Source organism: Pseudarthrobacter sulfonivorans (assembly GCF_001484605.1).
Taxonomy (GTDB): Bacteria; Actinomycetota; Actinomycetes; order Actinomycetales; family Micrococcaceae; genus Arthrobacter; species Arthrobacter sulfonivorans_A.
Map to the genome: position 1 here is coordinate 3,198,608 of NZ_CP013747.1, position 25,687 is coordinate 3,224,294.

Consider the following 25,687-nt stretch of genomic DNA (forward strand, 5'->3'; position numbering starts at 1 on the left):
CCGTTGCACCCGGACCAGCGGACCGGGGCACGCCGTCGGCAGGCCCGGGTCCTGGATCCGCGCCTCTTGGATTCGGCGCTGTTGGAAACAGTCCGTGAATCAGTCATGACCGACGCCGGACCTGTCACCCCGTCCCGGGTTGCCGCCGCGGTCCAGGCCACCGGACGGCTGCTGGGGACGGCCGGCTCCCTCGCCGCCGTGGAACGGATCAGCGCCGAGCTGAACGGGCTTGGCCCGCTCCAGGAACTGACGCGGGACGTCCACGTCACCGATATCTTCGTCAACGCCCCGGACTCGGTGTGGATCGACCGGGGCCAAGGCATCGAACCGGCCGGGGTTTCGTTTTCCGGAGAGGCACAGGTGCGGGCTCTGGCATCGCGGCTTGTGGCCGCCGGCGGCAGGCGGCTGGACGACGGGTCCCCGTGCGTTGATGTCAGACTTGAGGGCGGATACCGTGTCCACGCAGTCCTGCCGCCGATTTCCACCGCCGGCACCTTGCTGAGCGTCCGCATCCGGCGGGAGCAGGTCTTCTCCATGGACGAACTCCGTGCCGGCGGCATGTTCGGCAGCGTGGTCCAGGAGGTCCTTGAACGGGTTGTTGAGCAGCGGCTGAGTTTCCTGATCAGCGGGGCCACGGGTTCCGGAAAGACCACGTTGCTGTCCACCCTGCTGGGGCTGTGCTCCCCGGCGGAACGGCTGGTCCTGATCGAGGATGCCTCCGAACTGAACCCCGTCCATCCGCACATCGTGTCGCTGGAGTCCCGTCACGGAAACCTCGAAGGCGGCGGCGAAGTGGATCTCGGCGAACTGGTCCGGCAGGCACTGCGGATGCGGCCGGACCGGCTGGTGGTGGGGGAATGCCGTGGGGCCGAGGTGCGGGAACTCCTGACGGCCATGAACACAGGCCACACTGGCGGGGGAGGGACCATCCATGCGAACGCTGCCACCGCTGTCCCGGCCCGCCTGACAGCTTTGGGAGCTCTGGCAGGCATGGGCCAGGACGCGGTCCGGCTGCAGGCAGCCAGCGCCTTGGACGTTGTGGTCCACGTGGAGCGGTCCGGGCACGGGCGGCATGTTGCGTGCGTGGGCGTGGTGCAGGACGGTCCCGGCGGTCTAACCGTGGTTCCGGCGTTGGAGGCCAGACGCGGCCAGGTCGGCACCGGTCCAGCCTGGGAGGCGATGAGCAAGCGGCTGGGACTGTCCCTCGAGGCGGGTGCCGCCGTATGACCCTTCTGCTGGCCGTGGTCCTCGTGCTGGCGGTCGTGCTGCTCTTCAGCCCGCCCGGCGGTGCCACAGGCCGTTTCCGGCGGGCCGTGGGGAGTGCAGGGCCAGGCCTCGCCTCTCGGGTTCAGGGCGGGGCTGGTGGCAGCAGGACGGGCGGCTCGTGGCGCAAGTTGCTCCGTGCCGGACCGGAACGGAACGACCTGTCACTGACCCTTGTGGTGCAGCAGCTTGCTGCGCTGCTGAAGGGCGGCCGCACTCCGGCACGGCTATGGGATGAACTGTGGCTGGTCCACCGTGGCCGTCGGGAGCCAGATTCCGCAACTGCGGGCGCAGGTTCACACGCATCGCAAGACCTTGGTGGAAGGGCGGAACCAATCCGTGGGTCAGCGGCCGGGCGCAGCGGTCCGAGCCTCAGCGCAGGTTCCCTGGTGATGCTTGGCGCCGTCCGGGCAGCAGCGTTCCGGGGCGCACCCGTGTCTGAGGCGATCAGGAAGGCCGCGCAATCGGAGTTTTCGCGCGCCGACAGCAGGGAGTTACGGATCTGGTGTGAGCTTGCCGCCTGCTTTGACATTGCCGAAGCCAGTGGCTGTCCACTGGCGGATGTCCTGGCGAGGTTTGCGGCCCAATTGGAAGTGGAAGACGACGCCGAGGCCGCACGGCAGACAGCGCTCGCCGGGCCCAAGGCCACGGTCGGTCTCCTGACGTGGCTCCCGCTGATGGGACTGGGCCTGGGAATAGCGTTGGGGGTGGATCCCTTGGCCATCCTGATCGGGACCCCGCTGGGACTGGCGGCCCTCGCCGCGGGTGTGGGCCTCACCATCGCCGGAAGAATCTGGTCCGCCCGCCTGGTCGGTGCTGCCGCCGGGGCCGGTGTGCCATGACGGACATTCTTGTGCCGGGGCTTGCCTTGGCCGTTGTTCTGGCTGCTGCCGCCTGCCTTGCCCTTTCGCAGCCAAGCCGGGTCCGAAAGCGACTGCTCAGACTGCGAGGGGACGTGGGCGCCGGGCCGCATGGGGCCGATGAAGCACTCACTCAAGGCGGCCGCCTTCACGGATTGCGTGACACGGCCATGATGCTTGAGCTCGTGGCCGCGATGCTGGACGCGGGGTCTGGCATTGGCCGGTCCCTGGAACTCGTCGCAGCCTCGGCCTCCGCGGACTACGGCAAGGCGCTGCGTCCGGTGGTGTCTGCGCTCGCCATCGGAGCCGACTGGGAAACAGCCTGGCGCAGTTCCGAAGTCCGTCTTCCTGAAATCCTGGAATTGCGTGACGCCCTGGGATTCGCCGCCCTGACCGGAGCGCCGTCGTCGGCCATCCTTTACGCACAGGCCGCGAGGTTGCGCCGGGAAAGATTCCGCGCTGCGGAGAAACGGGCGGCCTCGCTCGGCGTGAAGCTGGTCATTCCGCTGGGCCTGTGCTCGCTCCCGGCCTTCATCTGCCTGGGCGTAGTCCCGGTCCTGCTGGCACTGGTGCCGTCCGGGTCCTGACCGCGGGATTTGGGTTACGGTCCATTCCTCCACACCCCGTCCCGTCCTCCACAATCCGCTCAAAGCGGCGCTTATCCACTTACGGGATGTTTGCACTTACCGAGATCCGCGGAGCCGGGAAGAGTCGAAATCAGCCGGCAACTCGGCCGGAGCACAGAAGGGAAACCGTCACCATGACCATCATCCAAAACAGCCTTTCCGCCGCCCCTGCGCCGGAGCTCAGCACGGGAGTTGCGGGTACCCCCGCATGGGACTCCGTAGTACTTGCCAATGCAGGATTGGGCGCGTGTACCTGCCAACGGGAGGAGGCCCCGGATGCCGCTGGCAACGTCGTGGAGCTTTACCCCGGTGCCAGCGAGGCGAAAAAGCGCCGGCCCCGGCTCACAGCTTCAGAGGCCGGAATGGCGACGGCCGAATACGCCATCGCCACCCTTGCCGCGGTTGGCTTCGCCGGACTTCTCGTCTTCATTCTCCGCAGCGACGAAGTGCGCGGATTCCTGTTGAATCTCATCCGCACGGCGCTGGCCTTGCCATGAGTCTGCCGCCGGCAGCGCTGCCACGGGCTGATGACCGGAGCAGCCGCTGTGGCCGCTGCCGGAACCAGGGCGTGGAAAGCCGCGTGGCGCTGGGACCGGCGGCCGCGTTCCGTCGCCGGCTCCGTCGCCGCCGCCGTAGTCCGGGGGACGCCCACGGCGCCGTGACGGCGGAGTTCGCGGTAGCGCTGCCGGCAGTACTGTTGCTCCTCGCACTGCTCTTAGCGGGAGCCTCCGCGGGCGTCACGCAGCTCAGGCTCGAGGAGGCGGCACGGGCCGGCGCCAGGGCGCTGGCCCGTGGCGAGGACCCGGCCGCAGTGCAGGGGATCGTCAGGACCTTGGCGGGGACGTCGGCAACGGCGTCCGTTGGGACTGAAGGTGAGTGGCTCAGCGTTACGGTGGCCGACGGTGTGGGCGGGCCGCTGGGGGCAACTGTGCCCTGGACGCTCACGGCCAAGGCCACCACGCGGAGCGAAACGCCGGCTGCCGCGGCCAATCCGGGGTTGGAGCCGGTCGGGGCCCCGGAGGAGGCGCCGTCGTGAACAGGCAATTCCGGGACAACCCGGAGCGCGGTTCGGGAACAGTACTCGCTGCGGGACTGGGGCTGGTTGTCATCATGGCGATGGCTCTGATGCTGTTGTTCGCACAGTCCGCGGTGATGGCCAGCAGGGCAGCGGCAGCGGCGGACCTCGCTGCCCTTGCGGCGGCCGATGCCCTGCGCGGGATCACGTCCGGAGACCCCTGCACGGTGGCCGCCGAGGTAGCAGCCCGCCATGAGGCGGCACTCGTCAGCTGTACGGAAGGGGCCGGCCAGACCGTCAAGGTCCGAACGGAGCTGAACGCACGGACGCTCGTGGGCGCCGCCACCGGTCAGGCGCGGGCCGGACCGCCGCCCTGAGCGGCTGTGGTGCTGAACGGCTCCGTGCTCGCCAGGAATTCCGCACTGCGGAGAGGCATTTCGCGCGCGTCTTTGAGGAGGACGTCGATGAGCGTGACGGCGGCAGCCTTGTCCAGCGGATTGTTCTTGTTCCCACATTTGGGGGACTGGACGCAGGACGGGCAGCCCGACTCGCATTCACACGCCTTGATGGCGTCGCGCGTCGCCGAGAGCCACACCTTTGCCTTGTCGAAGCCGCGTTCGGCAAAGCCGGCACCGCCGGGGTGCCCGTCGTACACAAAGATGGTGGGCACGCCGGTGTCGGCGTGGATTGCGGTGGATACTCCGCCGATGTCCCAGCGGTCGCTGGAGGCCACAAGCGGCAGCAGGCCGATCGCTGCGTGTTCGGCGGCGTGCAGGGCCCCCGGGAACTGCGCCTCGATGAGCCCGGCGCCCGTCAGCGAACGGTTCTCCACCACAAACCAGACGGCCTTCGTGAACAGGTCCCGGGCGCCCAGCTCCAGCGGCTCCTCGCCCAGGATTTCGTTTGAAATCAAGGCCTTGCGCTGAAAGGAAACCACCTGTGTTGTCACTTTCACATCGCCGAAGTGAACGGCGATATCGCCCCAGTGCTCAGTCCGGAGTGTTTCGAGCACTTCGATCTGGGTCACGTCCCGGGCCGTTGTGTAGTAGTCGGGGTTGGCGCGCCGGACCACCACGCAGTGGTCGTCTTCGTTCAGGTCCTCCACCACATAGCTGTCGCCCTGGTGCACGTAGATGGCACCTGTGTGCGCCTGGTAGTGCGTCTGGGGCGAATCCATGGTCCCGAGCAGGGAACCGGTGTCGGCGTCAACGATGCTTACCGGTCCGCCTCCGTCGGCGCGAAGGTTCACCATGGCCGCAGCGCTCTGGGAGTGCGTCCAGAACCAGCCCGCCGGCCGGCGGCGCAAATAGCCCTGCGCCACGAGCTGCCCCAACAGCTTCTCTGCCGTGCCGCCGAACAGGCCCAGCTCAGCCACGCCCAACGGAAGCTCCGCGGCGGCGGCACAAAGATGGGGCCCCAGCACATAGGGATTGGAGGGATCAAAGACGGTGGCCTCCACCGACACGTCGAAAATCGCCTCGGGATGGTTCACCAGGTAGGTGTCGAGCGGATCATCGCTGGCCACAAACGCGGCGATGGCATCCTGGCCCGCGCGCCCGGCCCGGCCGATCTGCTGGAACAGCGACGCCCTGGTGCCTGGCCAGCCCGCGACCAGGACGGCATCCAGCCCGGAAATGTCGATGCCCAGTTCAAGGGCGGACGTGCTGGAGACACCCAGGAGCTCGCCGGAGCGGAGTGCCTTTTCCAGGGCCCGGCGTTCTTCCGGAAGGTACCCGGAACGGTAGGCGGCCACGCGTTGGGGAAGAGTGGGGTCCACGTCGTCCAGAAGGCGCTTGGTGATCGAAGCGATTGTCTCCGCTCCGCGGCGGGACTTGATGAAGGCGATGGTCCGGATGCGGGACGAGACCAGGTTCGCCAGCAGATCGGCCGTTTCAGCAACGGCGGTGCGGCGTTCCCTGGCGCCGTTCTCGCCCTTGAGGTCGGTCAGGGCAGGCTCCCAGAAAGCCACCGTAGTGGAACCGTGCGGCGAGCAGTCCTCGGCAACGGCCCGGACCGGCGCCCCGATCAGGCGGCCGAACGATGTGCCCGGCTCAGAAGCCGTGGCTGACGCGGCGATGAACACCGGACCGGGATGGGCCGTCCCGGCACCGTAGTACTCGCAGATGCGGCGCAGCCGGCGCATCAGGTTGGCCACGTGCGAACCGAACACGCCGCGGTAGCTGTGGGCCTCATCCACAATCACGTACCGCAGCCGCCGGAAGAAGCTGGCCCACCAGGCGTGATTTGGAAGGATGCCGAAGTGGAGCATGTCCGGATTCGCGAGGATGAAATTGGCGTGGTCCCGGATCCACCGGCGGGACGCGGGGTCGGTATCGCCGTCGTACGTCTCGGCCCGTACGGTGGGCAGCTTCAGGGAACGGATGGCTGCGAGCTGGTCGGCAGCGAGTGCCTTCGTGGGGGAGAGATAGAGCGTCACGGCGCCGTCGTCGTGGATCTTTCCCGGTTCGGACAGGACGCGCAGTTCGGAGCGGTGGATGGCATCAAGCGCCGGCAGTTGGTAGGCCAGGGACTTGCCGGATGCGGTGCCGGTGGCGATGACCACGTGCTCGCCGCCGTGGGCCAAGTTGGCGGCCTGGATCTGGTGCCGGTACGGCTCGTGGATGCCCAGGGAGCCGTAAGCGGCCACCAGATCAGGGTGTGCCCACGCCGGCCACGGTTCGTGGACTGCCTGCCGGGCTGGGATGGTGCGGACATGACGCAACTGTTCCGGGTCCGGGCCTCGGCCCAGCAATGGAATCAGGGAGTCATGGGGGTTCACCCCAACATTCTTTCACCCGGGGAAAAATCACCCCACGGAAAGGTCAGCACCCTCATCGGAGGTGGACAACAAAAGCACGCGGCAAACAGTGGACCATCCCAGGTGGGAGTACAGCTTCTGGCCGTCGATGGAGGCCAGCAGCAGGCCGTTCTCCACATCCGGTCCGATGGCCTGCGCCGCAAGGGCCTTCATGATGAAGCTGCCCAGGCCGCGACGCTGGAACTCGGGTTGGACAACAATCTTGTCGAACACCGCCGTCTCGCCCACTACAAACACCCTGCCGCTCGCCGCCACCGTGTCACCCGATCGGACCACCGCGTGGTGGACGCCGTCAAGTTCGGAGGCGACCAGGTTCAGGTCGTCGTCGGAGAGCCACGGATCTTCCGTGTCCTGGGTGGCCATGTCCACAATCATCATGGCCTGCGATGCGGACGTGACGTTCAGGCCGTGTTTCTGGGCCAGCGCCGTGAAACGGGCAACGTCGTTGGTGAGGATGGTCAGGACCCTCGGCGGTGCCTCGGCAGTCTTCGCAGCCAGGGCCGCGAACTCGTCAGCGGAGGGGTCGTGGGCGAAGTATTCCCATTCCCCGGTGGTGTCGGCCCGCAGTGCGGCGGGGAATCGGCCCTCAACCGTTGTCTGGTAACCGCGGCAGCCGGCCCAGCCAGCTACCCAGACTTCAAGAAGGCGTGTGATGTCTTCAACCAAGGCGTCCGGACTCATGTCATGAGAGTATTCCAGCCCCGACACAAGCAACAGGGGTAGGGTGCCCCCGATGTGACTTGCTTATGCAATCGTGACAGGACAAGACTGACCGAATGCCCGCCGCCAAGGAACTGTCCAAGAACACCTTTCCGCTGTCCCTGCTGGTCTGCGTCGCCTTAATGGTGGCCATGGTGGGCGGCGCCAGGTATTGGGAGACGGCCACGGGCGTGGCTTACTGGGTCTGGCTTGCCTGCGGGCTCATCCCGCTGGTGGCCGGCGCACTGATCTACCGGAATTTGAAGCGCCCGCTGGACTTTTTGGGTTCGCGCTCCGAGCCCGAAGGAGCGCAACGGCCGGGACTTGGTGGGTTTCTTACTGCCGTGGTCCTGTTTGTGGTGCCGCGCCTCGTTGGTGACGGTGCGGCAGAACTCGCCCTCAACAATGGCGCTGATGCTTTCGCGGCCGCCGTGACGGCAACCGCGGTGCCCTTCGCCGTCGTCGTTCTGGGCTACCGGGCGGCCGAAACTGCCCTGAACAGGCGCGACGCCGCTATCGCGGCGGGCCAACCTTAGCCCCGGCCACCGGGCGGGCCCGGTGCCCGGCAACCCAGTACCCTTAAATACGTGGCTTTGAACCGAATTGTGCTCTTTTACGGCTTTACTCCCATCGCTGATCCGGACGCGGTGCGGCTCTGGCAGCGTGCCCTGTGCGAAAAACTCGGGCTGACCGGACGCATCCTCCTTTCCAAGGACGGCATCAACGCCACGGTGGGCGGCGAGATCGGCGCGGTCAAGCAGTACGTGAAGACCACACGCGAATACAGGGGCTTCCACGGCATCGACGTGAAATGGTCCGACGGCGGCGCGGAGGACTTCCCGCGGCTGAGCGTTAAGGTCCGGGACGAGATCGTCTCCTTCGGCGCGCCAGGCGAACTCAAGGTGGATGAGCACGGCGTGGTGGGCGGCGGCACCCATCTGAAGCCCGAAGAACTCCACGAACTGGTGGAAGCCACGAAACAGGCCGGCGAGGACGTGGTGTTCTTCGACGGCCGCAACGCCTTCGAGGCCCAGATCGGCAAGTTCAAGGACGCGATCGTCCCTGACGTGGCCACCACCCACGATTTCATCAAGGAGCTCGACTCCGGCAAGTACGACGCCCTCAAGGACAAACCGGTGGTCACCTACTGCACCGGCGGTATCCGCTGCGAGGTGCTCTCCAGCCTGATGGTGAACCGCGGTTTCAAGCAGGTGTACCAGCTCGACGGCGGCATCGTCCGCTATGGCGAAACGTTCAAGGACAAGGGCCTCTGGGAAGGCTCGCTGTACGTGTTCGACAAGCGCATGCACCTGGAATTCAGCGAGGACGCCCAGACCATCGGTGAGTGCGTCCGCTGTGCTGCGCCCACCAGCAAGTTCGAGAACTGCTCCAACCCGAGCTGCCGCACGCTGACCTTGTACTGCACCGAGTGTGCCGCCAGCCCGGAGACGCTGCGCTGCCCCGAAGGCTGCGCGGCCTGAGCTACATGGTCTGAGCCGCGGGGCCGGTTCAGAGCCGGGCCAGCCGGTAGGCGAAATTGGCGGGGGACGGCGCTTCGACCTGGAATTGCAGCACCGTTTCCTTGGACAGGTAGATCACGCTTTCGCGCCGCGATCCGCAGCGCAGGCTGAGGTCCACCATGGTGAATTCGTCATTGCGGACTTTGAAGTCGACGCGCCGCTGGCTCCGGCACACCAGCACCAGGACATAGGTTCCGGCGGGGAGGGGCGCCGTCGCGTCCGTTCGGATTTCCTCCGCGCGCAACAGGCCGAATGTCCTATGCGCCACCTGCAGGCCGGGCCCCACCTGGGACTCCGTCAGCCAGGCCTCCATTTCAGCCTCGCTGACGGGATCGTTCCGCCACAGCTCAGCGCGTGGCCCCGGCTCGGTCACCTCCGGCGCGGCCGGGGCGTTCTCGGCCGGCCGCCACCCTTCGTCGTACGTGTATTCACATCCGGCGAGCGCAGTTCCGGCCACCAGGGTGCCAGCCGTCCAGAGTACGACGGCGGCCCTCACCCGGGTGCGCACGGAGACTGACCGGGACGGGCAAGTGCCCGGACGAAGTACCGCCCTGCGGGGCGTCGGCGCCCCCTGCGTTGCGGGCATACTCCGACTCTATGCCCGGCACGGACCCCAATCCAGAGCCTCGGGCAAGTGAGGGAAAGCCGGGTCAACTAACCCGCGGTTACCAGCTGGTAGGCGTAGATCAGCGGTGCGTCGACGCTGGAGGCACTGAGCTCCAGCGGCCCCGATTCCGGGAGAGTGATTTTGCGGGACTCCGGCGTGCCGTAGCAGGCTGCTCCGAGGTCGGCGAGTTCCTTGCCGCCGGACCGCACCGCGAGGAAGGCCTTGCCGCCGCCTTCGCAGACGAGTGTCAGCGTGTACTTGCCTGCCGGCACGTTTTCCGAATGGTCAATGGGCTGGGCGTTGAGAATCTTGCCGGAGTCCTCGGCAACAATGCCGCTGGCCGACGGCATCGCCGTGGCTTTCCAGGCCGGCACATCGGCGTTCTCCACCGAAAGCTGCTGCGCACAGCCTGAGACACCCAGGAGGACAGCTGCTGCAGCCACAGCGGAGAGGGCGCGCGGCAAGGACGAAGGAATAACAGCCATGCTTCCAACTTACCCGGCTCCATCTGTGCTCCGTGATTCAGACCCTTGACCTTGACGCTACGTCAACATTTATCGTGGAACCATCAGCCGGGACAGAACGTCCGGACCATCCCGCAAACAGAGCAGGAAGGAGGAACACATGGACTTGTCCATCCAGGACGTAGCCCGGATCGCAGGGACCACCAGCAGGACGCTGCGGCACTATGACGACATCGGCCTGCTCAAGCCCAGCCGCACCGGCCACAACGGTTACCGCTACTACAACCAGGCCGCACTGGTGCAGCTCCAGCGCATCCTGCTCCTGCGCGGACTGGGGCTGGGCCTGCCGGTGATCAGCCAGGTGCTCGACGACGAAGCGGACGCAGCGAAGGCGCTCACCGGGCATCTCGAATGGCTGAAGGAGGAACAGGACAGGCTGGCGCGGCAGATCGCGTCGGTCACCCAAACCATCGAAGCAGTGAGAGGAGGTGGCGAAATCATGGCAGAAGACATGTTCAACGGTTTCGACCACACGCAGTACAAGGACGAAGTGGAGGAACGCTGGGGCAAGGACGCCTACGCGAAGGGGGATTCGTGGTGGCGCGGCATGAGCACCGCGGAGAAGGCCGCGTGGAAGCAGCGCTCGCAGCAGCTGGGCGAGGACTGGATCGCCGCCGCCACCGCCGGCATCGCACCGGACAGCGCGGAGGCCCAGGCCATCGCGAGGCGGCACGTCGAATGGCTGACCGGCATCCCGGGCACCCCGGCGTCGGACGCCCGCGGCAAGGGTGAAGGCAAGGGCACCGGTGACGTCCAGGCATACGTCACCGGGCTCGGCGAAATGTACGTTGCTGACCCCCGGTTCGCGAAGAACTACGGCGGCGCGGAGGGTGCCGGCTTCGTCCGGGATGCCCTGAAGATCTACGCGGCGGAGAACCTGTAGCCCGTCAGGAGGAAGCGTGCCCGCCAATAGACTTGGGCGGTGACTGATTCCACGCTTTTCCTGGCCGGCAACACCCCCGATGCCCCGCGCAGCGACCTCCCCGGGCTGCTGGCGGCGCTCGCCGCGGACCTGCGCCGGGTGGACTACACGCTTGACGGCGTGGCCGGGCTGCTGGGCGAGTCGGCCTACCGCGCGCTGAACCGGGACCAGATCATCCCGGCGCTGCTCGCCACCGAAAGCGCCCTCCAGAATGATGCGGCGAAGGGTGACGCAGCGAACGGTGAGAAGACGACGGCGGCGCTCGCCGCCGTCGTGCGTCTCTGGCTCCTGGCGGAACCGCAGACGCGGGAAACGCTCGACGCCGCCCTGCCGGGAGTACGGGCCGACGGCCTGATCGAGCTGGGGCTGCTCGAGCCCGTGCCCGGCCCAGATCGGCCCGGCCCAGATCGGCCAGGGCAGGACTTGGTGCAGGCGAAAGCGGATCTGCGGCCGTACGGCTGGGACGCCAATGAGGACGGCAGCGGCGGCGCCGAGCTCTGGGTGGCCAGCGACCTCGCCGCGCACCAGCAGGCCGGCATGCTCCGGCACGACCATGTGCTGGGGATCGGGCAGGCGTCCACCACGCTGGTGCAGACCACCGTCCGCCGCCACGTCGCCAAGGCCCTGGACCTGGGTACGGGCTGCGGCATCCAGTCCTTCCACCTCCTGCACCATGCCGAGCACGTGACGGCAACGGACATCTCAACACGGGCGCTGGCCTTCACCCGGTTTAACCTCCTCCTTAATGCCGCGGCCCTGCACCTGGACCCGCAGCACCTGGAGGACCGGGTCAGCCTTCGGCTGGGGTCGCTCCTGGAGCCGGTGGCGGGGGAGGAATTCGAGCTGGTGGTATCCAACCCGCCGTTCGTCATCACCCCGCGGACCCTGGGCGAAGCCGCGTCCGGGCAGTTCACCTATCGTGACGGCGGGCTGCCCGGCGATGACATTGTGTCCTCGCTCGTGGCGGCGCTGCCCGGTGCCCTCGCCCCGGGCGGCACCGCGCAGCTGCTGGGCAACTGGGAAATTCCCGCCGGGACCGAGTGGCACGAGCGGCCCAAGAGCTGGATCGGTCCGGACGCGGATGCCTGGTTCATCCAGCGCGAGCAGGTTGGCCCGGAGCAGTACGCCGAAACCTGGCTGCAGGACGCGTCCGAATCCCGCGACCGGAAGCATTACCGGGACGCCTACGCCGCCTACCTGGCGGACTTCGCGTCCCGGAACGTGGCGGGGATCGGCTTCGGGATGATCTGGCTGCGCCGGCCGACGGCGGGACGACCCGCCGCCTCCATTAGCCGTTTCGAGGAAATCACGTACCTCATTGAGCAGCCCATCGGGCCTCACCTGGGCGCCGCCGTCAAGCGTTCCGACTGGCTGGCCGCCAACAGCCTGGCGGACGCGCACCTGCTCGTGGCGGACGACGTCACGGAGGAGCGCCATCAGCGCCCCGGCGCCGAGCACCCCGGCGTGATCCTGCTGCGCCAGGGTGCGGGCCTGCGCCGGACCAATCTGCTCAGCACCGAACTCGCCGGATTTGTCTCCGCGTGCGACGGTGACCTCTCCGTCGGCCAGATCATCGGAGCCCTTGCCGCGCTGCTCGGCGGGAGCCTCGCCGGGGAGGACGGGTTCGACGGCGACGCGTTCCGGACCGGGCTGCTCGACGACGTCGCGAACCTGGTCAGCGACGGTTTCCTGGTTCCTTCCGAGCCAGCTGAATAGTGGTTTGGCGGGCCCCGGAACACCCCAAATCGGTGTCCCGGATGTGCCTGATGAGTCAACGGGTTTTCCACATGAATGCGCACTATTGTCCAAAATATGGTGAACTAGGCCAATATGGGCTCATCTGCCCGAGCAACCTTTTTCTGTAGGAGCACCGTGCCAAGCAAGGCCAAAACAGGCAAGAAACTCGTGATTGTGGAGTCTCCGGCCAAGAGCAAGACCATCGCCAAGTACCTCGGCGAGGGCTTCATCGTAGAGGCCTCCATTGGTCACATCCGCGACCTGCCGCAGCCGTCTGAGCTCCCCGCAGAACTGAAGAAAACCTCGGTGGGCAAGTTCGCCGTCGACATCGAAAACGACTTCAAACCGTATTACGTGGTGTCCGCGGACAAGCGGAAAAAAGTCACCGAGCTGAAGGCCGCGCTCAAGGATGCCGACGCCCTCTATCTCGCAACCGATGGGGACCGCGAGGGCGAGGCCATCGCGTGGCACCTGCTGGAAGTGCTCAAGCCCAAGGTCCCGGTGTACCGGATGACGTTCGGCGAAATCACCAAGGAAGCCATCCACCGCGCCATGGACAACCTGCGCGATGTTGATACGGCCCTGGTGGACGCCCAGGAAACCCGCCGCGTCCTGGACCGGCTCTACGGCTACGAGATTTCCCCCGTGCTGTGGCGCAAGGTTGCCCGCGGCCTGTCCGCCGGGCGCGTGCAGTCCGTGGTCACGCGCATGGTGGTGGACCGTGAACGCGAACGCATGGCCTTCAAGGCCGCCTCGTACTGGGACCTGACGGGCCAGTTCGGCGCCGGCGCCGGTTCGTTCAAGGCGAAGCTCGCTGCGGTTGACGGCGCCAAGGTCGCTTCGGGCCGGGACTTCAACGACGACGGCGTCCTCACCTCGCGCAATGCGGCGCACCTCAACGAGGAACTCGCCACCTCGCTGGCCGCCGGTCTCCAGGATGCGGACTTCCGTGTCCGGTCCGTGGACACCAAGCCGTACACGCGCCGTCCCGCCGCGCCGTTCACCACGTCCACGCTGCAGCAGGAGGCCGGCCGCAAGCTCCGCTTCTCCTCAAAGAGCACCATGCAGGTGGCCCAGCGGCTGTACGAAAACGGCTACATCACCTATATGCGTACCGACTCCTCGGCGCTGAGCGACGAAGCCGTCACGGCCGCCCGCCGCCAGGCCTCCGAGCTGTACGGCCCGGAGTACATCCCGGCGTCGCCCCGCGTGTACACCAGCAAGGCTGCGAACGCGCAGGAAGCCCACGAGGCCATCCGCCCCGCCGGTGACTCCTTCCGCACGCCGGCCCAGGTGGCCAAGCAGCTCTCCGGCGACGAGTTCCGCCTGTACGAACTGATCTGGAAGCGCACCGTCGCATCCCAGATGGGTGACGCCAAGGGCTCGACGGCGACCATCCGCCTGGGTGCCGTGGCCACCGATGGCCGGGACGCTGAATTCTCCGCCTCCGGTACCGTCATCACCTTCCCGGGCTTCCTGGCCGCCTATGAAGAAGGCAAGGACGAAAGCCGCGGGGACGACGACTCCGACGAAGCCCGGCGGCTGCCGAACGTGGCCAAGGACGATGCCCTCACGGCGTCGGACATTCTGGCCGTGGGTCACGAGACCTCGCCGCCTCCGCGCTTCACCGAAGCTTCGCTGACCGCCGAGCTGGAAAAGAAGGGCATCGGCCGACCGTCAACCTATGCCTCCACCATTTCCACCATCCAGGACCGCGGCTACGTCCGGAAGCAGGGTTCCGCGCTGGTGCCCAGCTGGATCGCGTTCTCCGTGATCCGGCTGCTCGAGCAGCACTTCACGGACTATGTGGACTACGAGTTCACGGCGGACATGGAAGGCGACCTGGATAAGATCGCCAACGGCCAGGCCGTTGGGTCCGCCTGGCTCAAGCACTTCTACTACGGTGAAGATTCCGATCCGGGCCTGCTCAGCATCGTGAACAACCTGGGCGAGATCGACGCCCGGGAAATCAACTCCATTCCCATTACGGATGAGATCACGCTGCGGGTGGGCAAATTCGGCCCGTACCTGGAAAGCTCCGCTGCCACGGTGGACGCCAAGACCGGCGAAATCGTGGAGAACTCCCGCGCCAACGTCCCCGAGGACCTGGCGCCGGACGAACTGACGGCGGCGAAGGCCATCGAACTGATGGAAACGGCTGCGCCGGAAGAACGCGTACTCGGCGACGACCCCCACACCGGCCACAGCGTTGTCGCCAAGAACGGCCGCTACGGCGCGTACGTCACCGAAGTCATCCCGGAGATGACCGAGGAACAGCTGGCCAACCAGCCCGTGGAGTACTACAAGAACGGCAAGCCGAAGCCGCCGAAAAAGCCCGTCAAGGCCAAGCCGCGCACCGGTTCGCTGTTCGCGTCCATGACCGTGGATTCCGTGACCCTGGACGAAGCGCTGCAGCTGATGAGCCTGCCCCGCGCCCTGGGTGAGGACGCCGAGGGCAACCTCATCACGGTGCAGAACGGCCGCTTCGGTCCGTACCTGAAGAAGGGCACGGACTCCCGCTCCATCGGCACCGAAGAGGAAATCTTCACCATCACGCTGGAGCAGGCGCTGGAGATCTACTCGCAGCCCAAGCAGCGCGGCGCCCGGGCCGCGGTGGCGCCGCTGGCCGAGTTCGGACCGGACCCGGTTTCCGAGAAGAACATCGTGGTCAAGGAAGGCCGCTTCGGCCCGTACATCACCGACGGCATCACCAACATCACCGTCCCGCGGTCCACGTCCCTGGAGGAACTGACCCGCGAACAGGCCGTTGAACTCCTCGCCGAGAAGCGGGCCAAGGGTCCGGTCAAGCGCGCCACAACGGCCCGCAAGCCCCCGGCCAAGAAGAAGGCTCCAGCCAAGAAGTAAGTACGGGCGGAATTGCGCCGGGCTCTCCAACGTGGTCGAGTAGATACATGACTGAACAGCCCGGCACAGCCGATCTCACTCCGCTCAACGACCTCGAAGAGAAGCTCGCCCTTGGCGGCCAGCCCGAGGGCAGCCCGGTGGACGTCATCCTGTCCTTCCTCAACAGCGAGGTCTACGTCATCAGCACCGACGGCATCGAAGGGGAGGATTCCCAGGTGGAGCCGCTGGTATTGGCGAACGCCGACGGCGAGCCCGTCCTTGCGGTGTTCTCGCACCCCAGCCGCGTTGACGAGCAGTATCTTGAGGCGGCCCCGAACGTCCTGGGGACCCAGGGTGCAGCCATCATCGCCAACATCGGCGAGGAATTGGGCATGGTGATCAACCCCGGCGCTGCGTACGGGTTTGAGATCAACCCGGACGGCGTCGCCAACATCAAGCGCGACTTCAAGCGCGCCGATGAGCTTCCGGACAGCGCACCCGAGGACGCCTCCGCAAACTGACATCTTTTGCGCAGGGTTGTAAGTGAGGGCCCGGGCGGGGGAATAATGGCAGGATGCGGCTAGGCGTCCTTGATATCGGGTCAAACACTGTCCACCTTCTCCTGGTGGATGCCCACCCTGGCGCGCGTCCGGTGCCTTTCGCGTCGCACAAACGGCCCATATCCCTGGTCCAATACCTGGATACCGACGGCAACATCACAGACGAAGGGCAGCACGAGCTGACCGAATTCGTCCTTGAAGCCTGGGAGTTTGCCGCCAGGCACAAAGCGGACGACCTGCTGGCTTTCTGTACGTCGGCCATCCGTGAAGCCACTAACGGCCCTGCAGTGCTGGCCCGGGTCAAGCACGAAACCACTGTCACCCTGCAGGAACTGACCGGCAGCGAAGAAGCCTCCATGACCTTCTTCGCCGTCCGCCGCTGGTACGGCTGGGGTGCGGGACCGATCCTGAACCTAGACATCGGCGGCGGCTCCTTCGAAATGGCCTTCGGGCAGGACGAACTGCCCGAAGTGGCCACTTCGGTGCCGCTGGGCGCCAGCCGCCTGACCCGCGACTGGCTGGCTGAGGACCCGCCTTCCGCCAAGAGCGTCAAAGAGCTGCGCCGCTACATCCGGGCCACCCTCGCCCCGGCAGTCAGGCAGTTCGACGGCCTGGGCCGCGCCAACGTTGTGGCTGGAACCTCCAAGACCTTCCGGTCGCTCGCCAGGGTCGCCGGAGCAGCCCCGAGCGCCGCAGGGCCCTACGTGAAGCGCACACTTAACGCCACGGATCTGGGCGTGTGGGCGCAGCGCATTTCAGCCATGAAGTCCGAGGACCGGCTCTTTCTGCCGGGCGTGTCCGAGGCCCGCGCGCACCAGCTGCTCGCCGGGGCTCTGGTGGCCGAGGCTGCCCTGGAAATGTTCAAGTTCAAGAAGATCAGGATCTGCCCGTGGGCGCTGCGTGAAGGGCTGATCCTGCGCCGGCTCGATCAGCTTGTCTTCGCCGGTCCGCTGGATCCGGCCCCGCATGTCATGGAGCCCGCCGCGGCACGCCAGGCGATCGAGGCCACACCCGCCTGAGGCCCGCCGCGGCTTGATTGAGGCCGCGCTATGCCTGCGGCCTGGCCGAAAGAAGCATTAACGCGAAAGCGCCGGCGTCCGCAGCAGGAAAATGGGGGAAAACCTGCTGCAAACCACCGGCGCCTCGGGCAAACATCCCCATGCTTGCCGCATCACTCGCACCCTCAATGAGGTAATAACTACGTTAGGCGGCGAAGTTGTGTGCAAGCTGCAGCGAACATGGGAGTCCGCTGTGAATGCATTTCGGGGGGTTCCCGCTTTTTCCGATTCGTTCCATTTCTGCAGCCGCCCACCCGAACTGCAATGATGGAAGCATGAGCAACCGAATCGCCTTTCTGGGCTGTGGATCCATGAACGAAGCCATCCTCGCCGGCCTCTTGGGCGGGGGAACCGACCCCGCCGACGTCGTGGCTACAGTCAGGCGTGCTGAACGCGCCGCGGAACTGGCCTTGCGTCACCACGGCATCACGGCCATCGCAGGCGAAGAGGAACCGGACAACAACAAGCAGGCGGCCAAGGGATCCGCCGTCGTAATCCTTGGCGTCAAACCGGTGGGCATCGTCGACCTGGCGCGCGAGATCAGCGGCTCCCTGTCCCCGAAGGCCATCGTTGTCAGCGTGGCCGCAGCCGTCTCTCTGGCGCAACTGGAAGCTGCCCTGCCTCCCGGACAGCCGGTGATCCGCAGCATGCCGAACACCCCTGCCAAGCTGGGCCGCGGCGTCGTGTCCGTCTCACCCGGAACCAACTGCACGCCGGAACAGCTCCAGACCGTCAAGGACATCCTCCGGGCCACTGGCACCGTGGTGGAGGTGCGCGAGGATCAGGTGGACGCGTTGTCGGCCATCAGCGGCTCGGGTCCCGCCTACGCGTTCTACCTGGCCGAGGCCATGGCAGCTGCCGGCGTCGAACTGGGCCTGGATCCCGAGCTGTCGCTGCTCCTGGCGCGGGAGACGGTCGCAGGCGCCGGCTTTATGCTTGCCGAGCCGGGCGCCGATCCCTCGGCCCTGCGCAAGGGAGTGTCCAGCCCCAACGGCACAACCGAACGGGCCATCGCCACCTTCGACGACCGGGGCATTCCGGCCATCATAGCCGCCGGCGCCCGCGCCGCAGCGGACCGCTCCGCGGAGATCACCAGGCAGCTCGGCTGATCCCCACCCGCAATTACGGCCGGGCGGCGAACCGTTCCAGCAGGTCCACGTGCCCGGACACGATCAGCATGTCGCGGGCGGACACCTTGGTTTCAGGGCGGGCGTAGGTGAAATCCTCGCCGGGCGATTTCACGCCCACGATGGTCACGCCGTACTTGGAGCGCACCTTGGACTCATCCAGTGTGAAGCCCACCGTCTCGCGCGGCGGGTACATTTTCACGATGGCGAAATCGTCGTCGAACTCGATGAAGTCCAGCATGCGGCCGGAGACCAGGTGCGCGGCACGGACGCCGGCGTCGGCCTCGGGGTAGATCACGTGGTTCGCGCCGATGCGGGTGAGGATCTTGCCATGCGACGGCGTGATGGCCTTGACCCAGAGGTGCTCGATGCCCAGGTCCACCAGGTTCACGGTGATCAGCACGGAGGACTCGATCGAGGTGCCCACGCCACAAACGGCAGAGCTGAACTCCTGTGCACCGAGCTGGCGCAGCGCATCAATGTTGGTGGCGTCGGCCTCCACCACGTGGGTGAGGAGCGGTGCCCATTTCTGGACCAGGTTCCGGTCGCGCTCGATTGCGAGCACCTCACGGCCCTGTTTCACGAGCTGCTCGGCGGTGGACGAGCCGAAGCGGCCCAGCCCGATCACCAAGACCGGCGCGTTATGGGCGGGGCGGTTGGGGGCGCCTGAGGAATTAGCCAATGATGGGCCTCTCTTCCGGGTAGTGGAACAGCTGGCTGCGCTGGCGCAGTGCCAGCCCAGCGGCAAGGGTGACGGTGCCGACGCGGCCCGCGAACATCAGGGCCGTGAGGACATAAACGCCCGACGGCGGCAGCTCGGCGCTGAGGTTGGTGCTCAGCCCCACGGTGGCGAAGGCGGAAATGGTTTCGAACAGCACCCGGTCGAGGGACGCGCCGCTGATCTGCAGCAGCAGGAACGCCGAGACGGAGACCAGCGTGGCGCCGGCAACGATCACTGAGATAGCCACCCGCATGGTCCCCTGCGGGATGGTGCGGCCGTACACCTTCACGTCGGAGTCGCCGCGGGCCTCCGCGACGATGGCTAGGAACATCACGGCGATGGTGGTCACCTTGATGCCGCCCGCCGTCGACGCCGAACCGCCGCCGGCGAACATGAGGGCGTCGGTGAGCAGCATGGTGGTGGATTCCATGTGGTTCTGGTCCACCAGGTTGAACCCGCCCGAGCGGGTCATGACGGAGGCAAAAAGCGAATGGGTGATCTTGTCGCCGAGGTCCATGTGGCCGATGGTCCGCACGTTGTCCCACTCCATCAGCGCCCACAGCACCGTGCCGGCGGCCAGCAGGATGAACGACACCTGGATGGTGAGCTTGGTGTGCAGGTTCCACTTTTTCCAGTTGAGCCCGTTCTGCTGGAGGACCATGACCACGGGAAAACCCAGGCTGCCCAGGAACACGCCGAGCATCAGCGGGATGAGGATCCAGAGATCGGTCTCGTAGGGAACAATGCCGTCCGAATGAGGCGTGAAGCCGGCGTTATTGAACGAGGAAATGGAGTAGAAGACTCCGTGCCACACCGACTGCCAGAAGGGCTCGCCCAGCGTCATAAACCGGGGGATCAGGGCCAGCGCCAGGACGCCCTCGATCACCACGGAGGTCACAATGACGATCCGCAGCAGCGTACCCACTTCACCGAGCCGGCCGGCGTTGTTCATGGCCTCCTGCGCGATGAGCTTGCCGCGGACGCCAAGCTTCTTGCTCACCATGAGGGCCAGCAGCGACGCGAGCGTCAGGGTCCCCAAGCCGCCCACGAAGATGCCGATCAGGATGACCAGCTGGCCAAAGAATGACCAGTGCACCGCCGTCGAAACAACCGTCAGGCCGGTCACGCAGACCGCGGACACCGCGGTGAACAATGCCTGGTGTATCGGAGTGGCCGTACCGGTGGCGGAAGAGATGGGCAGCGAGAGGAAGAACGTGAAGACCAGACAGACCGCCCCGAAGGCGCTCAGGGCAAGCCGGGCGGGCGACGTATTGGCAATATCGTCGACGAAGTCGCGTACGCGGGTGAAGATCCAGAGGCCTTCGCGCTCCGGTGCGGCGGGGTGCCAGCTGGCCGGGTTCCGGGGCCTCGTCTGGCGTTGCGTCATGGGGGGCTTTTCCTCGGTTGAAACTGTTTCCTCCAGTAGTAAACCACTAATGCCCGCGTAATGGCCGGGCTGGGGCAGCGGCGGCCTCCGGTAGCCTGTCATTGATGACATTCCTGCCCGGTCTCAGCCAGCCCGCGCCACCAACGATGGTGGTGTGGAATTCGGCCATGACGGCCTACAATTTTGGCCTCGGCCACCCCATGGCTCCCGCGCGGCTGGACCTCACGGCCCGGCTGGCCCGTAGCCTCGGCCTGTTGGACCTTGCGCATGTGTTCGTGGAGGCTCCGGAGGTTGCGTCCGATGCCGAACTTGAAACCGTGCACTCGCCTGAGTTTGTGGCTGCGGTCCGCCGGGTCAGCGACGACCCGACCTCGCCGGATGAAGCCCGCGGACTGGGCACCGACGACGATCCTGCCTTCGCCGGTATGCACGACGCCGCCGCAAGGCTCGCCGGCGGATCGCTGGCCGCCGCGTCCGCCATCCTGGACGGATCCGCGCTCCACGCCGTGAACTTCGGCGGGGGCCTGCACCACGCCGCCCGTGACCGCGCCAGCGGATTCTGCATCTACAACGACTCCGCCCTGGCCGTCCAGAGACTGCTCGACGGCGGCATCAGCCGCGTGGCGTACATCGACGTCGATGCGCACCATGGGGACGGGACGGAAAGCATCTTCTGGGACGACCCCCGGGTCCTGACCATTTCGCTGCATGAAAGCGGACTCACACTTTTCCCCGGGACCGGTTTCGCAAACGAGATCGGCGGTCCGCAGGCTGAGGGCAGCGCCGTCAATGTTGCCCTGCCGTCGGGCACCGGCGACGCCGGCTGGCTGCGGGCATTCCACGCCGTGGTGCCGCAGCTCGTGGGCGCGTTCCAGCCCGAAGTCATCGTCAGCCAGCACGGCTGCGACTCGCACCGCCTTGATCCGCTGGCCCATCTGAACATCAGCGTGGACGGCCAGCGCGAGGCGGCCACCGCCGTCGGGAATCTTGCTGCCCGCCATTGCGAGGGCCGCTGGATCGCCACCGGCGGTGGGGGGTACAGCGTCACCGACGTTGTGCCGCGCTCCTGGAGCCACCTGATCGCCATCGCTGCCGGGCGCCCCGTTCCGCTCCGGACCCCGGTGCCGGAGGATTGGCGCACGTATGTTTCGGACAAGTTCGGCATGGACACCCCGGGCCTGATGGGCGATGACGTGGAGCTCTGGTGGCGGTCCTGGGAAGTGGGCTTTGACCCCAACGACGCCGTGGACCGCACCGTCATGGCCACCCGCAAAGCCGTTTTCCCGCTGCACGGCCTTGATCCCTGGTTCGACTGATCCATCTTCAACCCGCGCGGGCCGGTCACGGGCGAAATAGTTGATGCCCGGCGGCGTATATGTCGCTAGGGTGGGAGTCATGGTGACAGACGACGTATTTGCCGTCATTGCGGAAGCAACCCGGCGCGACATTTTGGTATCCCTGCGCGCCGGGGACAAGGCAGTGGGCGAGCTGGTGGAAGAACTTTCCGCAAGCCAGCCCACCATTTCCAAGCACCTGAAAGTCCTCCGCGAGGCGCAGCTGGTCAGCATGCGGGCGCAGGGCCAGAAGCGCTATTACGCGCTGAATGCCAAACCGCTTGAGGGGATCGTCAGCTGGCTGGAGACGTTCGACGTCGGCCCGGCGGCCGCCGTCGCCAAGTCACCTCGCGCGGAGGCGGACGCCGGCACGGAGCGGCCCGTGGCTACCCCGCTGTCGGACAACGTGGCCGTTGCCGCCGTCCTTGAGCGCCCGGGCGCCGAACTGAGCCCCGCCGTCGTGATTCCCGGCGGCACGGTGGCCCCGCTCAGCGACGACACAGTGCCGCAGCAGATCGGCCGTACTGTGGGCCGCGCCGCCACCAAGGCCGCGGACCTGCTGGCCAACCTCCCGAACCTCCCCAAGTTCGGCCGCAAGAAGTAGCCCCCGCCCACCCCTCTGGGCGGTGCGACTTACTTGTTCAGCAGGCGCACGTGGTCCGGGGTCAGCTCGGAGATTTTGCTGACGCCCAGCAGCGCCATGGTGCGGGCCATGTCCTTCTCGAGGATCTGCAGGGTGCGGTCCACGCCGGCCCGGCCGCCGGCCATCAGGCCGTACAGGTACGCGCGGCCGATCAGCGTGAAGTCGGCGCCCAGGGCCAGCGCGGCGATGATGTCGGCGCCGCTCATGATGCCGGTGTCCAGCATGATGGCCGCGTCCGAGTTGTCCTTGGTGAAGGCCTCCTTGACGCCGGGCAGCAGGTGGAACGGGATGGGCGCGCGGTCCAGCTGACGGCCGCCGTGGTTGGAGAGCACTACGCCGTCGGCGCCGTGGTCCACCACCTTGCGGGCATCCTCCACGGTCTGGATGCCCTTGACCACGAGCTTGCCCTTCCAGGTTTCGCGCAGCCAGTCCAGGTCCTCGAACGTGAGCGTGGGGTCGAACATCGAGTTGATGAGGTCGGCCACGGTTCCGGTGTAGCGGGACAGCGAGGCGAAGGTGAGCGGCTCGTGCGTGAGGAAGTTGAACCACCAGGCCGGGCGGTAGGACGCGTCCAGGACGGTCTTGATGGTCAGTGCCGGCGGGATGGTCATGCCGTTGCGGACGTCGCGCAGGCGGGCGCCGGCGACGGCGGTGTCCACAGTGACCATGAGGGTGTCGTTGCCGGCCTTGGCGGCGCGCTCGATCAGTTCCAGCGAGCGGTCGCGGTCAGTCCACAGGTACAGCTGGAACCAGTTGCGGCCGTTCGGTGCGGCGGCGGCGACGTCCTCGATGGACGCGGTGCCCATGGTGGAAAGGGTGTACGGAATGCCGGCGGCCTCGGCTGCCTGCGAGCCCGCGTATTCGCCTTCGGACTGCATCATGCGGGTGAAGCCGGTGGGGGCGATGCCCACGGGCAGCCGTGACGGCTTGCCCAGGATGTCGGTGCTGAGGTCGATGTTGGAGACGTTCCGCAGGATGCCGGGCCGGAACTCGATGTCCAGGAAGGCCTCGCGGGCGCGGCGCAGGGTGATCTCGCCCTCGGCGGCGCCGTCGGTGTAGTCGAACGGGGCCTGCGGGGTCCGGCGTTTGGCCATGTCCCGCAGGTCCCAGATGGTGCTGGCACGCTTCAGCCGGGCTTCCTTGCTGAACTCGGGCTTCTTGAACTGCATCAGCGGGGCCAGGTCCGAGTACTTGGGGATGCGGCGCTTCAGCGCAGCCGGCACCGCCGGAGCTACCAGCTTCGGCGCCGCGGCGGCCGGGACGTCCGTGGCATCCGGGGCCGGCGTGACCTCGGGGTTGTTCGGCTGGATGGTGTGGGTCATGGCTGCCTCCGTTGGTGGGCCTGGCACAGGGGGTCGGGCTGTGGTCTAACCACACTCTAAACCATGTGGTCCAACCACATCAACTACGATGGTGATATGCGTACGCACCAACTTGTCCTGACGTGGATCGAACAGCAGCTCTCCGACGGACAGCTGAGCGTGGGCGGACGCCTGCCTGCGGAGCGGGCACTCGCCGAGCAGCTGGCAGTTTCCAGGACTTCGGTGCGCGAGGCCATCCGGATCCTGGAGGCCATGGGCGTGGTCCGGGCCGGGGTTGGCTCCGGCCCGGAAGCGGGGACGGTGGTGATTTCGGATCCGACGGCGGCGCTCGGCTCCGCGCTGCGGCTCCACGTTGCCACGCAGCATCTGCCCGTGTCCGACATCGTGGAAACGCGCATCCTGCTGGAGACCTGGGCGGCTGCCAGGGCCAAGCCCGACGCTCCGGAACTGGGCCTGGCCGCCACGCTCCTGGGCGAGATGGACGCCGTCGAACGCGTTGCCCGGACGGCGGATGACTTCCTGGCGCTGGATATCCGGTTCCATCTGGCCCTCGCGGACGCCGCCGGCAATGCCGTGGTCAGCGCCATGATGGGCTCGCTGCGCGAATCCATCCAGGGGTACACCGCCCGGTTTACGGCCAATCTCCCGGACTGGGATGCCACGGCGTCCCGCCTGCAGGCGGAGCACCGGGAGATTCTGGCCGCCATCAGGAACGACGACGGCGCGCGCGCGGCCGCGCTGGTGGCTGCCCACATCGAGGGGTACTACCGCGAGGGCGGGGTCGGGCGCCCGGCGGAGGGAACCGGGGCAACTTAGCCGTGGGCCGCAGGACGTGGCGCCTTGGCGGGGCCGCTGCTGGCCCGGATTTCCAGTCGCGGCTGGTACCGGCTGCCCGGGGCGTCGTGGTCTTCCTTGCGGATGAGTGCCCGCAGTTCACGCCAGGCCTGGCCGCCGAGCTCGGCAATGGGAACCGCCGCGGTGGTCAGGGTGGGTGTGGTGTAGCGGGCGAACGGGATGTCGTCGAAGCCGGTGACGGAGATGTCGCCCGGCACGTCCACGCCGCGCTCGTGCAGGCCGCTCATCAGGCCCATGGCCACGAGGTCGTTGAACGCAAGGATGCCGGTGGCGCCGCTGGCCAGGACCGAGTCCACAGCCCCGTGGCCGGTGTCGAAGTCCGAGCCGCCGTCGAGCATGGTGACATCCACCTGCGGGTGCCGGGTTTTGAACGCCTCCAGGCCCTCGAGCCGGAGGCCGTTGGAGGCGCTGCCTGCCGGGCCGGCCAGGAAGGCCAGGCGCGTATGGCCGAGGCCCACCAGGTACTCGGCGAGGTCCTGGACTCCCTGCCCGTAGTCCACCACGAGGCTGGGAATCCCGGCAGCCGCCGTCGTCCGGTTGATCAGGACCAGCGGGTGCAGCGACGGCGCGATTTCCTCCAGTTCGGCATCGCTCATACGCGGGGCGCAGAGCACCAGGCCGTCGCAGCGCCGGCGGGCCTCGCCGGCCAGAATGGCTTCCTCGCTGGAGACTTCGAAGGAATCGGCAATCAGGACGCGGTAGCCGTCCTCCGCCGCAGCCCGGCTCAATCCGCGCAGGATCGCCTGGAAGGTGGGGTTGGCAAGGTCCGGCACCACAATGCCGATGGTGTCCGTTTTTCCCAGCGCGAGGCTGCGACCCACTGGATTGGGCTGGTATTTGAGCTCGACGGCGGCCGCCCGCACCCGTGCCGCGATGTCCGGGTCCACGGTGAAGTTCCCGTTCATGACGCGCGAAACAGTGGCGTGCGAAACCCCTGCCTTCACGGCAACGTCCGCAATGCCGATCCTGCCGGTTGCCGATTTCCTGGCCATGGCCCTGCCTTTCGTAAGTCCCGGTCCCCGTGATTACCGGCGCCCGTGGGAAAGCATACAACGCTCTCGGAAACCGGTTTCCATTCGTTCGGCGCGCCGCATGATGGCTGCGCCGCCGCAGAAACAGGCCTTTTGGTCAGAAAGCGCTTTCTCTTAGAGAGGATAAGGGTTGACGGGACCGCGCGTCTATTGATAGAAATCATGTAGCGGCACTGAGAAAACGCTTTCTCAGTTAACGCAGCGACTTCCGGGC

At 66.9% G+C, this 25,687-nt stretch carries 25 protein-coding genes; 17 read left to right on the forward strand and 8 right to left on the reverse strand.

All coding sequences use genetic code 11. From position 1 onward, the window contains the following. Positions 1-3: 3 nt before the first annotated feature. The 6 genes from AU252_RS14480 to AU252_RS14505 all read left to right on the forward strand — a co-directional run bounded on the left by AU252_RS14480 (position 4) and on the right by AU252_RS14505 (position 4,141). On the forward strand, positions 4-1,227 hold the full coding sequence (locus AU252_RS14480) for a TadA family conjugal transfer-associated ATPase (protein ID WP_430929485.1): 1,224 nt from the start codon (positions 4-6) through the stop codon (positions 1,225-1,227). Further along, a complete protein-coding gene (locus AU252_RS23635; protein WP_058931321.1) occupies positions 1,224-2,105 on the forward strand; it encodes a type II secretion system F family protein in 882 nt (293 codons plus the stop codon). Before AU252_RS14480 ends, AU252_RS23635 begins: the two co-directional genes overlap by 4 nt. Beyond that, positions 2,102-2,710 carry a type II secretion system F family protein gene (locus AU252_RS14490; protein WP_058931322.1) on the forward strand — a complete coding sequence of 203 codons (609 nt, stop codon included), beginning with the start codon at positions 2,102-2,104 and terminating at the stop codon, positions 2,708-2,710. Before AU252_RS23635 ends, AU252_RS14490 begins: the two co-directional genes overlap by 4 nt. Positions 2,711-2,883: 173 nt before the next feature. Then, positions 2,884-3,246 carry a DUF4244 domain-containing protein gene (locus AU252_RS14495; RefSeq protein WP_099093396.1) on the forward strand — a complete coding sequence of 121 codons (363 nt, stop codon included), beginning with the start codon at positions 2,884-2,886 and terminating at the stop codon, positions 3,244-3,246. Continuing rightward, the gene (locus AU252_RS14500; protein WP_083510412.1) at positions 3,243-3,785 is read left to right on the forward strand and encodes a TadE family type IV pilus minor pilin; all 543 of its coding nucleotides are present in this window, start codon (positions 3,243-3,245) and stop codon (positions 3,783-3,785) included. Before AU252_RS14495 ends, AU252_RS14500 begins: the two co-directional genes overlap by 4 nt. Next, positions 3,782-4,141 carry an Rv3654c family TadE-like protein gene (locus tag AU252_RS14505; protein ID WP_058931323.1) on the forward strand — a complete coding sequence of 120 codons (360 nt, stop codon included), beginning with the start codon at positions 3,782-3,784 and terminating at the stop codon, positions 4,139-4,141. Before AU252_RS14500 ends, AU252_RS14505 begins: the two co-directional genes overlap by 4 nt. Here the strand turns inward: AU252_RS14505 and AU252_RS14510 are convergent. Both AU252_RS14510 and AU252_RS14515 read right to left on the reverse strand, forming a co-directional pair. After that, positions 4,114-6,543, reverse strand: a complete 2,430-nt coding sequence (locus AU252_RS14510) for a DEAD/DEAH box helicase (RefSeq protein ID WP_240484191.1) — start codon at positions 6,541-6,543, stop codon at positions 4,114-4,116. The two genes, AU252_RS14505 and AU252_RS14510, sit on opposite strands and share 28 nt — an antisense overlap. A gap of 27 nt (positions 6,544-6,570) precedes the next feature. Further along, on the reverse strand, positions 6,571-7,263 hold the full coding sequence (locus AU252_RS14515) for a GNAT family N-acetyltransferase (protein ID WP_058931324.1): 693 nt from the start codon (positions 7,261-7,263) through the stop codon (positions 6,571-6,573). A 95-nt stretch (positions 7,264-7,358) separates the two neighbouring features. Between AU252_RS14515 and AU252_RS14520 the strand changes: the two genes are divergently transcribed. Together AU252_RS14520 and AU252_RS14525 are read left to right on the forward strand one after the other, a co-directional pair. Continuing rightward, positions 7,359-7,817 carry a hypothetical protein gene (locus AU252_RS14520; protein ID WP_058931325.1) on the forward strand — a complete coding sequence of 153 codons (459 nt, stop codon included), beginning with the start codon at positions 7,359-7,361 and terminating at the stop codon, positions 7,815-7,817. Positions 7,818-7,868: 51 nt separating this feature from the next. After that, entirely contained in the window at positions 7,869-8,762 is an 894-nt protein-coding gene (locus AU252_RS14525) for a rhodanese-related sulfurtransferase (RefSeq protein ID WP_058931326.1), read from the forward strand. 28 nt (positions 8,763-8,790) lie between these two features. Here the strand turns inward: AU252_RS14525 and AU252_RS14530 are convergent, their stop codons facing one another. Continuing rightward, the gene (locus tag AU252_RS14530) at positions 8,791-9,387 is read right to left on the reverse strand and encodes a hypothetical protein (RefSeq protein ID WP_083510413.1); all 597 of its coding nucleotides are present in this window, start codon (positions 9,385-9,387) and stop codon (positions 8,791-8,793) included. A 68-nt stretch (positions 9,388-9,455) separates the two neighbouring features. After that, entirely contained in the window at positions 9,456-9,893 is a 438-nt protein-coding gene (locus AU252_RS14535; RefSeq protein ID WP_058931328.1) for a hypothetical protein, read from the reverse strand. Between the two features lie 139 nt (positions 9,894-10,032). Here AU252_RS14535 and AU252_RS14540 point away from each other — a divergent pair, with 139 nt between their 5' ends. From AU252_RS14540 to proC, 6 genes are all read left to right on the forward strand, one after another. Beyond that, a complete protein-coding gene (locus AU252_RS14540; RefSeq protein WP_058931329.1) occupies positions 10,033-10,815 on the forward strand; it encodes a MerR family transcriptional regulator in 783 nt (260 codons plus the stop codon). Positions 10,816-10,854: 39 nt separating this feature from the next. Next, positions 10,855-12,570 carry a DUF7059 domain-containing protein gene (locus AU252_RS14545; protein WP_058931330.1) on the forward strand — a complete coding sequence of 572 codons (1,716 nt, stop codon included), beginning with the start codon at positions 10,855-10,857 and terminating at the stop codon, positions 12,568-12,570. A 156-nt stretch (positions 12,571-12,726) separates the two neighbouring features. Then, positions 12,727-15,456, forward strand: a complete 2,730-nt coding sequence (gene topA, locus AU252_RS14550; protein ID WP_058931331.1) for a type I DNA topoisomerase — start codon at positions 12,727-12,729, stop codon at positions 15,454-15,456. 47 nt (positions 15,457-15,503) lie between these two features. Further along, positions 15,504-15,956 (forward strand): SseB family protein, encoded by a 453-nt coding sequence (locus tag AU252_RS14555; RefSeq protein WP_058931332.1) that lies wholly within the window; start codon positions 15,504-15,506, stop codon positions 15,954-15,956. A gap of 53 nt (positions 15,957-16,009) precedes the next feature. Further along, positions 16,010-17,014, forward strand: a complete 1,005-nt coding sequence (locus AU252_RS14560) for a Ppx/GppA phosphatase family protein (protein WP_058931333.1) — start codon at positions 16,010-16,012, stop codon at positions 17,012-17,014. A 314-nt stretch (positions 17,015-17,328) separates the two neighbouring features. Beyond that, positions 17,329-18,162: a pyrroline-5-carboxylate reductase gene (gene proC, locus AU252_RS14565; RefSeq protein ID WP_058931334.1), complete on the forward strand. Its 834-nt coding sequence runs from the start codon at positions 17,329-17,331 to the stop codon at positions 18,160-18,162. Positions 18,163-18,175: 13 nt separating this feature from the next. Here proC and AU252_RS14570 read toward each other — a convergent pair whose 3' ends face one another. Next, positions 18,176-18,862, reverse strand: a complete 687-nt coding sequence (locus tag AU252_RS14570) for a potassium channel family protein (RefSeq protein WP_058931335.1) — start codon at positions 18,860-18,862, stop codon at positions 18,176-18,178. Then, entirely contained in the window at positions 18,855-20,288 is a 1,434-nt protein-coding gene (locus tag AU252_RS14575) for a TrkH family potassium uptake protein (RefSeq protein ID WP_058931336.1), read from the reverse strand. Before AU252_RS14575 ends, AU252_RS14570 begins: the two co-directional genes overlap by 8 nt. Before the next feature lie 104 nt (positions 20,289-20,392). On the opposite strand from AU252_RS14575, the gene AU252_RS14580 reads away from it, so the two are divergent. Together AU252_RS14580 and AU252_RS14585 are read left to right on the forward strand one after the other, a co-directional pair. Beyond that, entirely contained in the window at positions 20,393-21,604 is a 1,212-nt protein-coding gene (locus AU252_RS14580) for an acetoin utilization protein AcuC (protein WP_058931337.1), read from the forward strand. Between the two features lie 79 nt (positions 21,605-21,683). Continuing rightward, positions 21,684-22,226, forward strand: a complete 543-nt coding sequence (locus AU252_RS14585; protein ID WP_058931338.1) for an ArsR/SmtB family transcription factor — start codon at positions 21,684-21,686, stop codon at positions 22,224-22,226. Positions 22,227-22,255: 29 nt separating this feature from the next. Here the strand turns inward: AU252_RS14585 and AU252_RS14590 are convergent, their stop codons facing one another. After that, the gene (locus tag AU252_RS14590) at positions 22,256-23,587 is read right to left on the reverse strand and encodes an alpha-hydroxy acid oxidase (protein ID WP_058931339.1); all 1,332 of its coding nucleotides are present in this window, start codon (positions 23,585-23,587) and stop codon (positions 22,256-22,258) included. Between the two features lie 96 nt (positions 23,588-23,683). Here AU252_RS14590 and AU252_RS14595 point away from each other — a divergent pair, with 96 nt between their 5' ends. Further along, the gene (locus AU252_RS14595) at positions 23,684-24,403 is read left to right on the forward strand and encodes a FadR/GntR family transcriptional regulator (protein ID WP_058932971.1); all 720 of its coding nucleotides are present in this window, start codon (positions 23,684-23,686) and stop codon (positions 24,401-24,403) included. Here the strand turns inward: AU252_RS14595 and AU252_RS14600 are convergent. Beyond that, positions 24,400-25,434 (reverse strand): LacI family DNA-binding transcriptional regulator, encoded by a 1,035-nt coding sequence (locus tag AU252_RS14600; RefSeq protein WP_058931340.1) that lies wholly within the window; start codon positions 25,432-25,434, stop codon positions 24,400-24,402. The two genes, AU252_RS14595 and AU252_RS14600, sit on opposite strands and share 4 nt — an antisense overlap. Positions 25,435-25,687 lie beyond the last annotated feature (253 nt).

Coding starts and splice junctions, on each gene's coding strand:
- AU252_RS23635 (WP_058931321.1), top strand. CDS start 1,224: ATGACCCTTCTGCTGGCCGTGGTCCTCGTGCTGGCGGTCGTGCTGCTC.
- AU252_RS14490 (WP_058931322.1), top strand. CDS start 2,102: ATGACGGACATTCTTGTGCCGGGGCTTGCCTTGGCCGTTGTTCTGGCT.
- AU252_RS14495 (WP_099093396.1), top strand. CDS start 2,884: ATGACCATCATCCAAAACAGCCTTTCCGCCGCCCCTGCGCCGGAGCTC.
- AU252_RS14500 (WP_083510412.1), top strand. CDS start 3,243: ATGAGTCTGCCGCCGGCAGCGCTGCCACGGGCTGATGACCGGAGCAGC.
- AU252_RS14515 (WP_058931324.1), bottom strand. CDS start 7,263: ATGAGTCCGGACGCCTTGGTTGAAGACATCACACGCCTTCTTGAAGTC.
- AU252_RS14520 (WP_058931325.1), top strand. CDS start 7,359: ATGCCCGCCGCCAAGGAACTGTCCAAGAACACCTTTCCGCTGTCCCTG.
- AU252_RS14530 (WP_083510413.1), bottom strand. CDS start 9,387: ATGCCCGCAACGCAGGGGGCGCCGACGCCCCGCAGGGCGGTACTTCGT.
- AU252_RS14535 (WP_058931328.1), bottom strand. CDS start 9,893: ATGGCTGTTATTCCTTCGTCCTTGCCGCGCGCCCTCTCCGCTGTGGCT.
- AU252_RS14540 (WP_058931329.1), top strand. CDS start 10,033: ATGGACTTGTCCATCCAGGACGTAGCCCGGATCGCAGGGACCACCAGC.
- AU252_RS14555 (WP_058931332.1), top strand. CDS start 15,504: ATGACTGAACAGCCCGGCACAGCCGATCTCACTCCGCTCAACGACCTC.
- AU252_RS14560 (WP_058931333.1), top strand. CDS start 16,010: ATGCGGCTAGGCGTCCTTGATATCGGGTCAAACACTGTCCACCTTCTC.
- proC (WP_058931334.1), top strand. CDS start 17,329: ATGAGCAACCGAATCGCCTTTCTGGGCTGTGGATCCATGAACGAAGCC.
- AU252_RS14575 (WP_058931336.1), bottom strand. CDS start 20,288: ATGACGCAACGCCAGACGAGGCCCCGGAACCCGGCCAGCTGGCACCCC.
- AU252_RS14580 (WP_058931337.1), top strand. CDS start 20,393: ATGACATTCCTGCCCGGTCTCAGCCAGCCCGCGCCACCAACGATGGTG.
- AU252_RS14585 (WP_058931338.1), top strand. CDS start 21,684: ATGGTGACAGACGACGTATTTGCCGTCATTGCGGAAGCAACCCGGCGC.
- AU252_RS14590 (WP_058931339.1), bottom strand. CDS start 23,587: ATGACCCACACCATCCAGCCGAACAACCCCGAGGTCACGCCGGCCCCG.
- AU252_RS14595 (WP_058932971.1), top strand. CDS start 23,684: ATGCGTACGCACCAACTTGTCCTGACGTGGATCGAACAGCAGCTCTCC.
- AU252_RS14600 (WP_058931340.1), bottom strand. CDS start 25,434: ATGGCCAGGAAATCGGCAACCGGCAGGATCGGCATTGCGGACGTTGCC.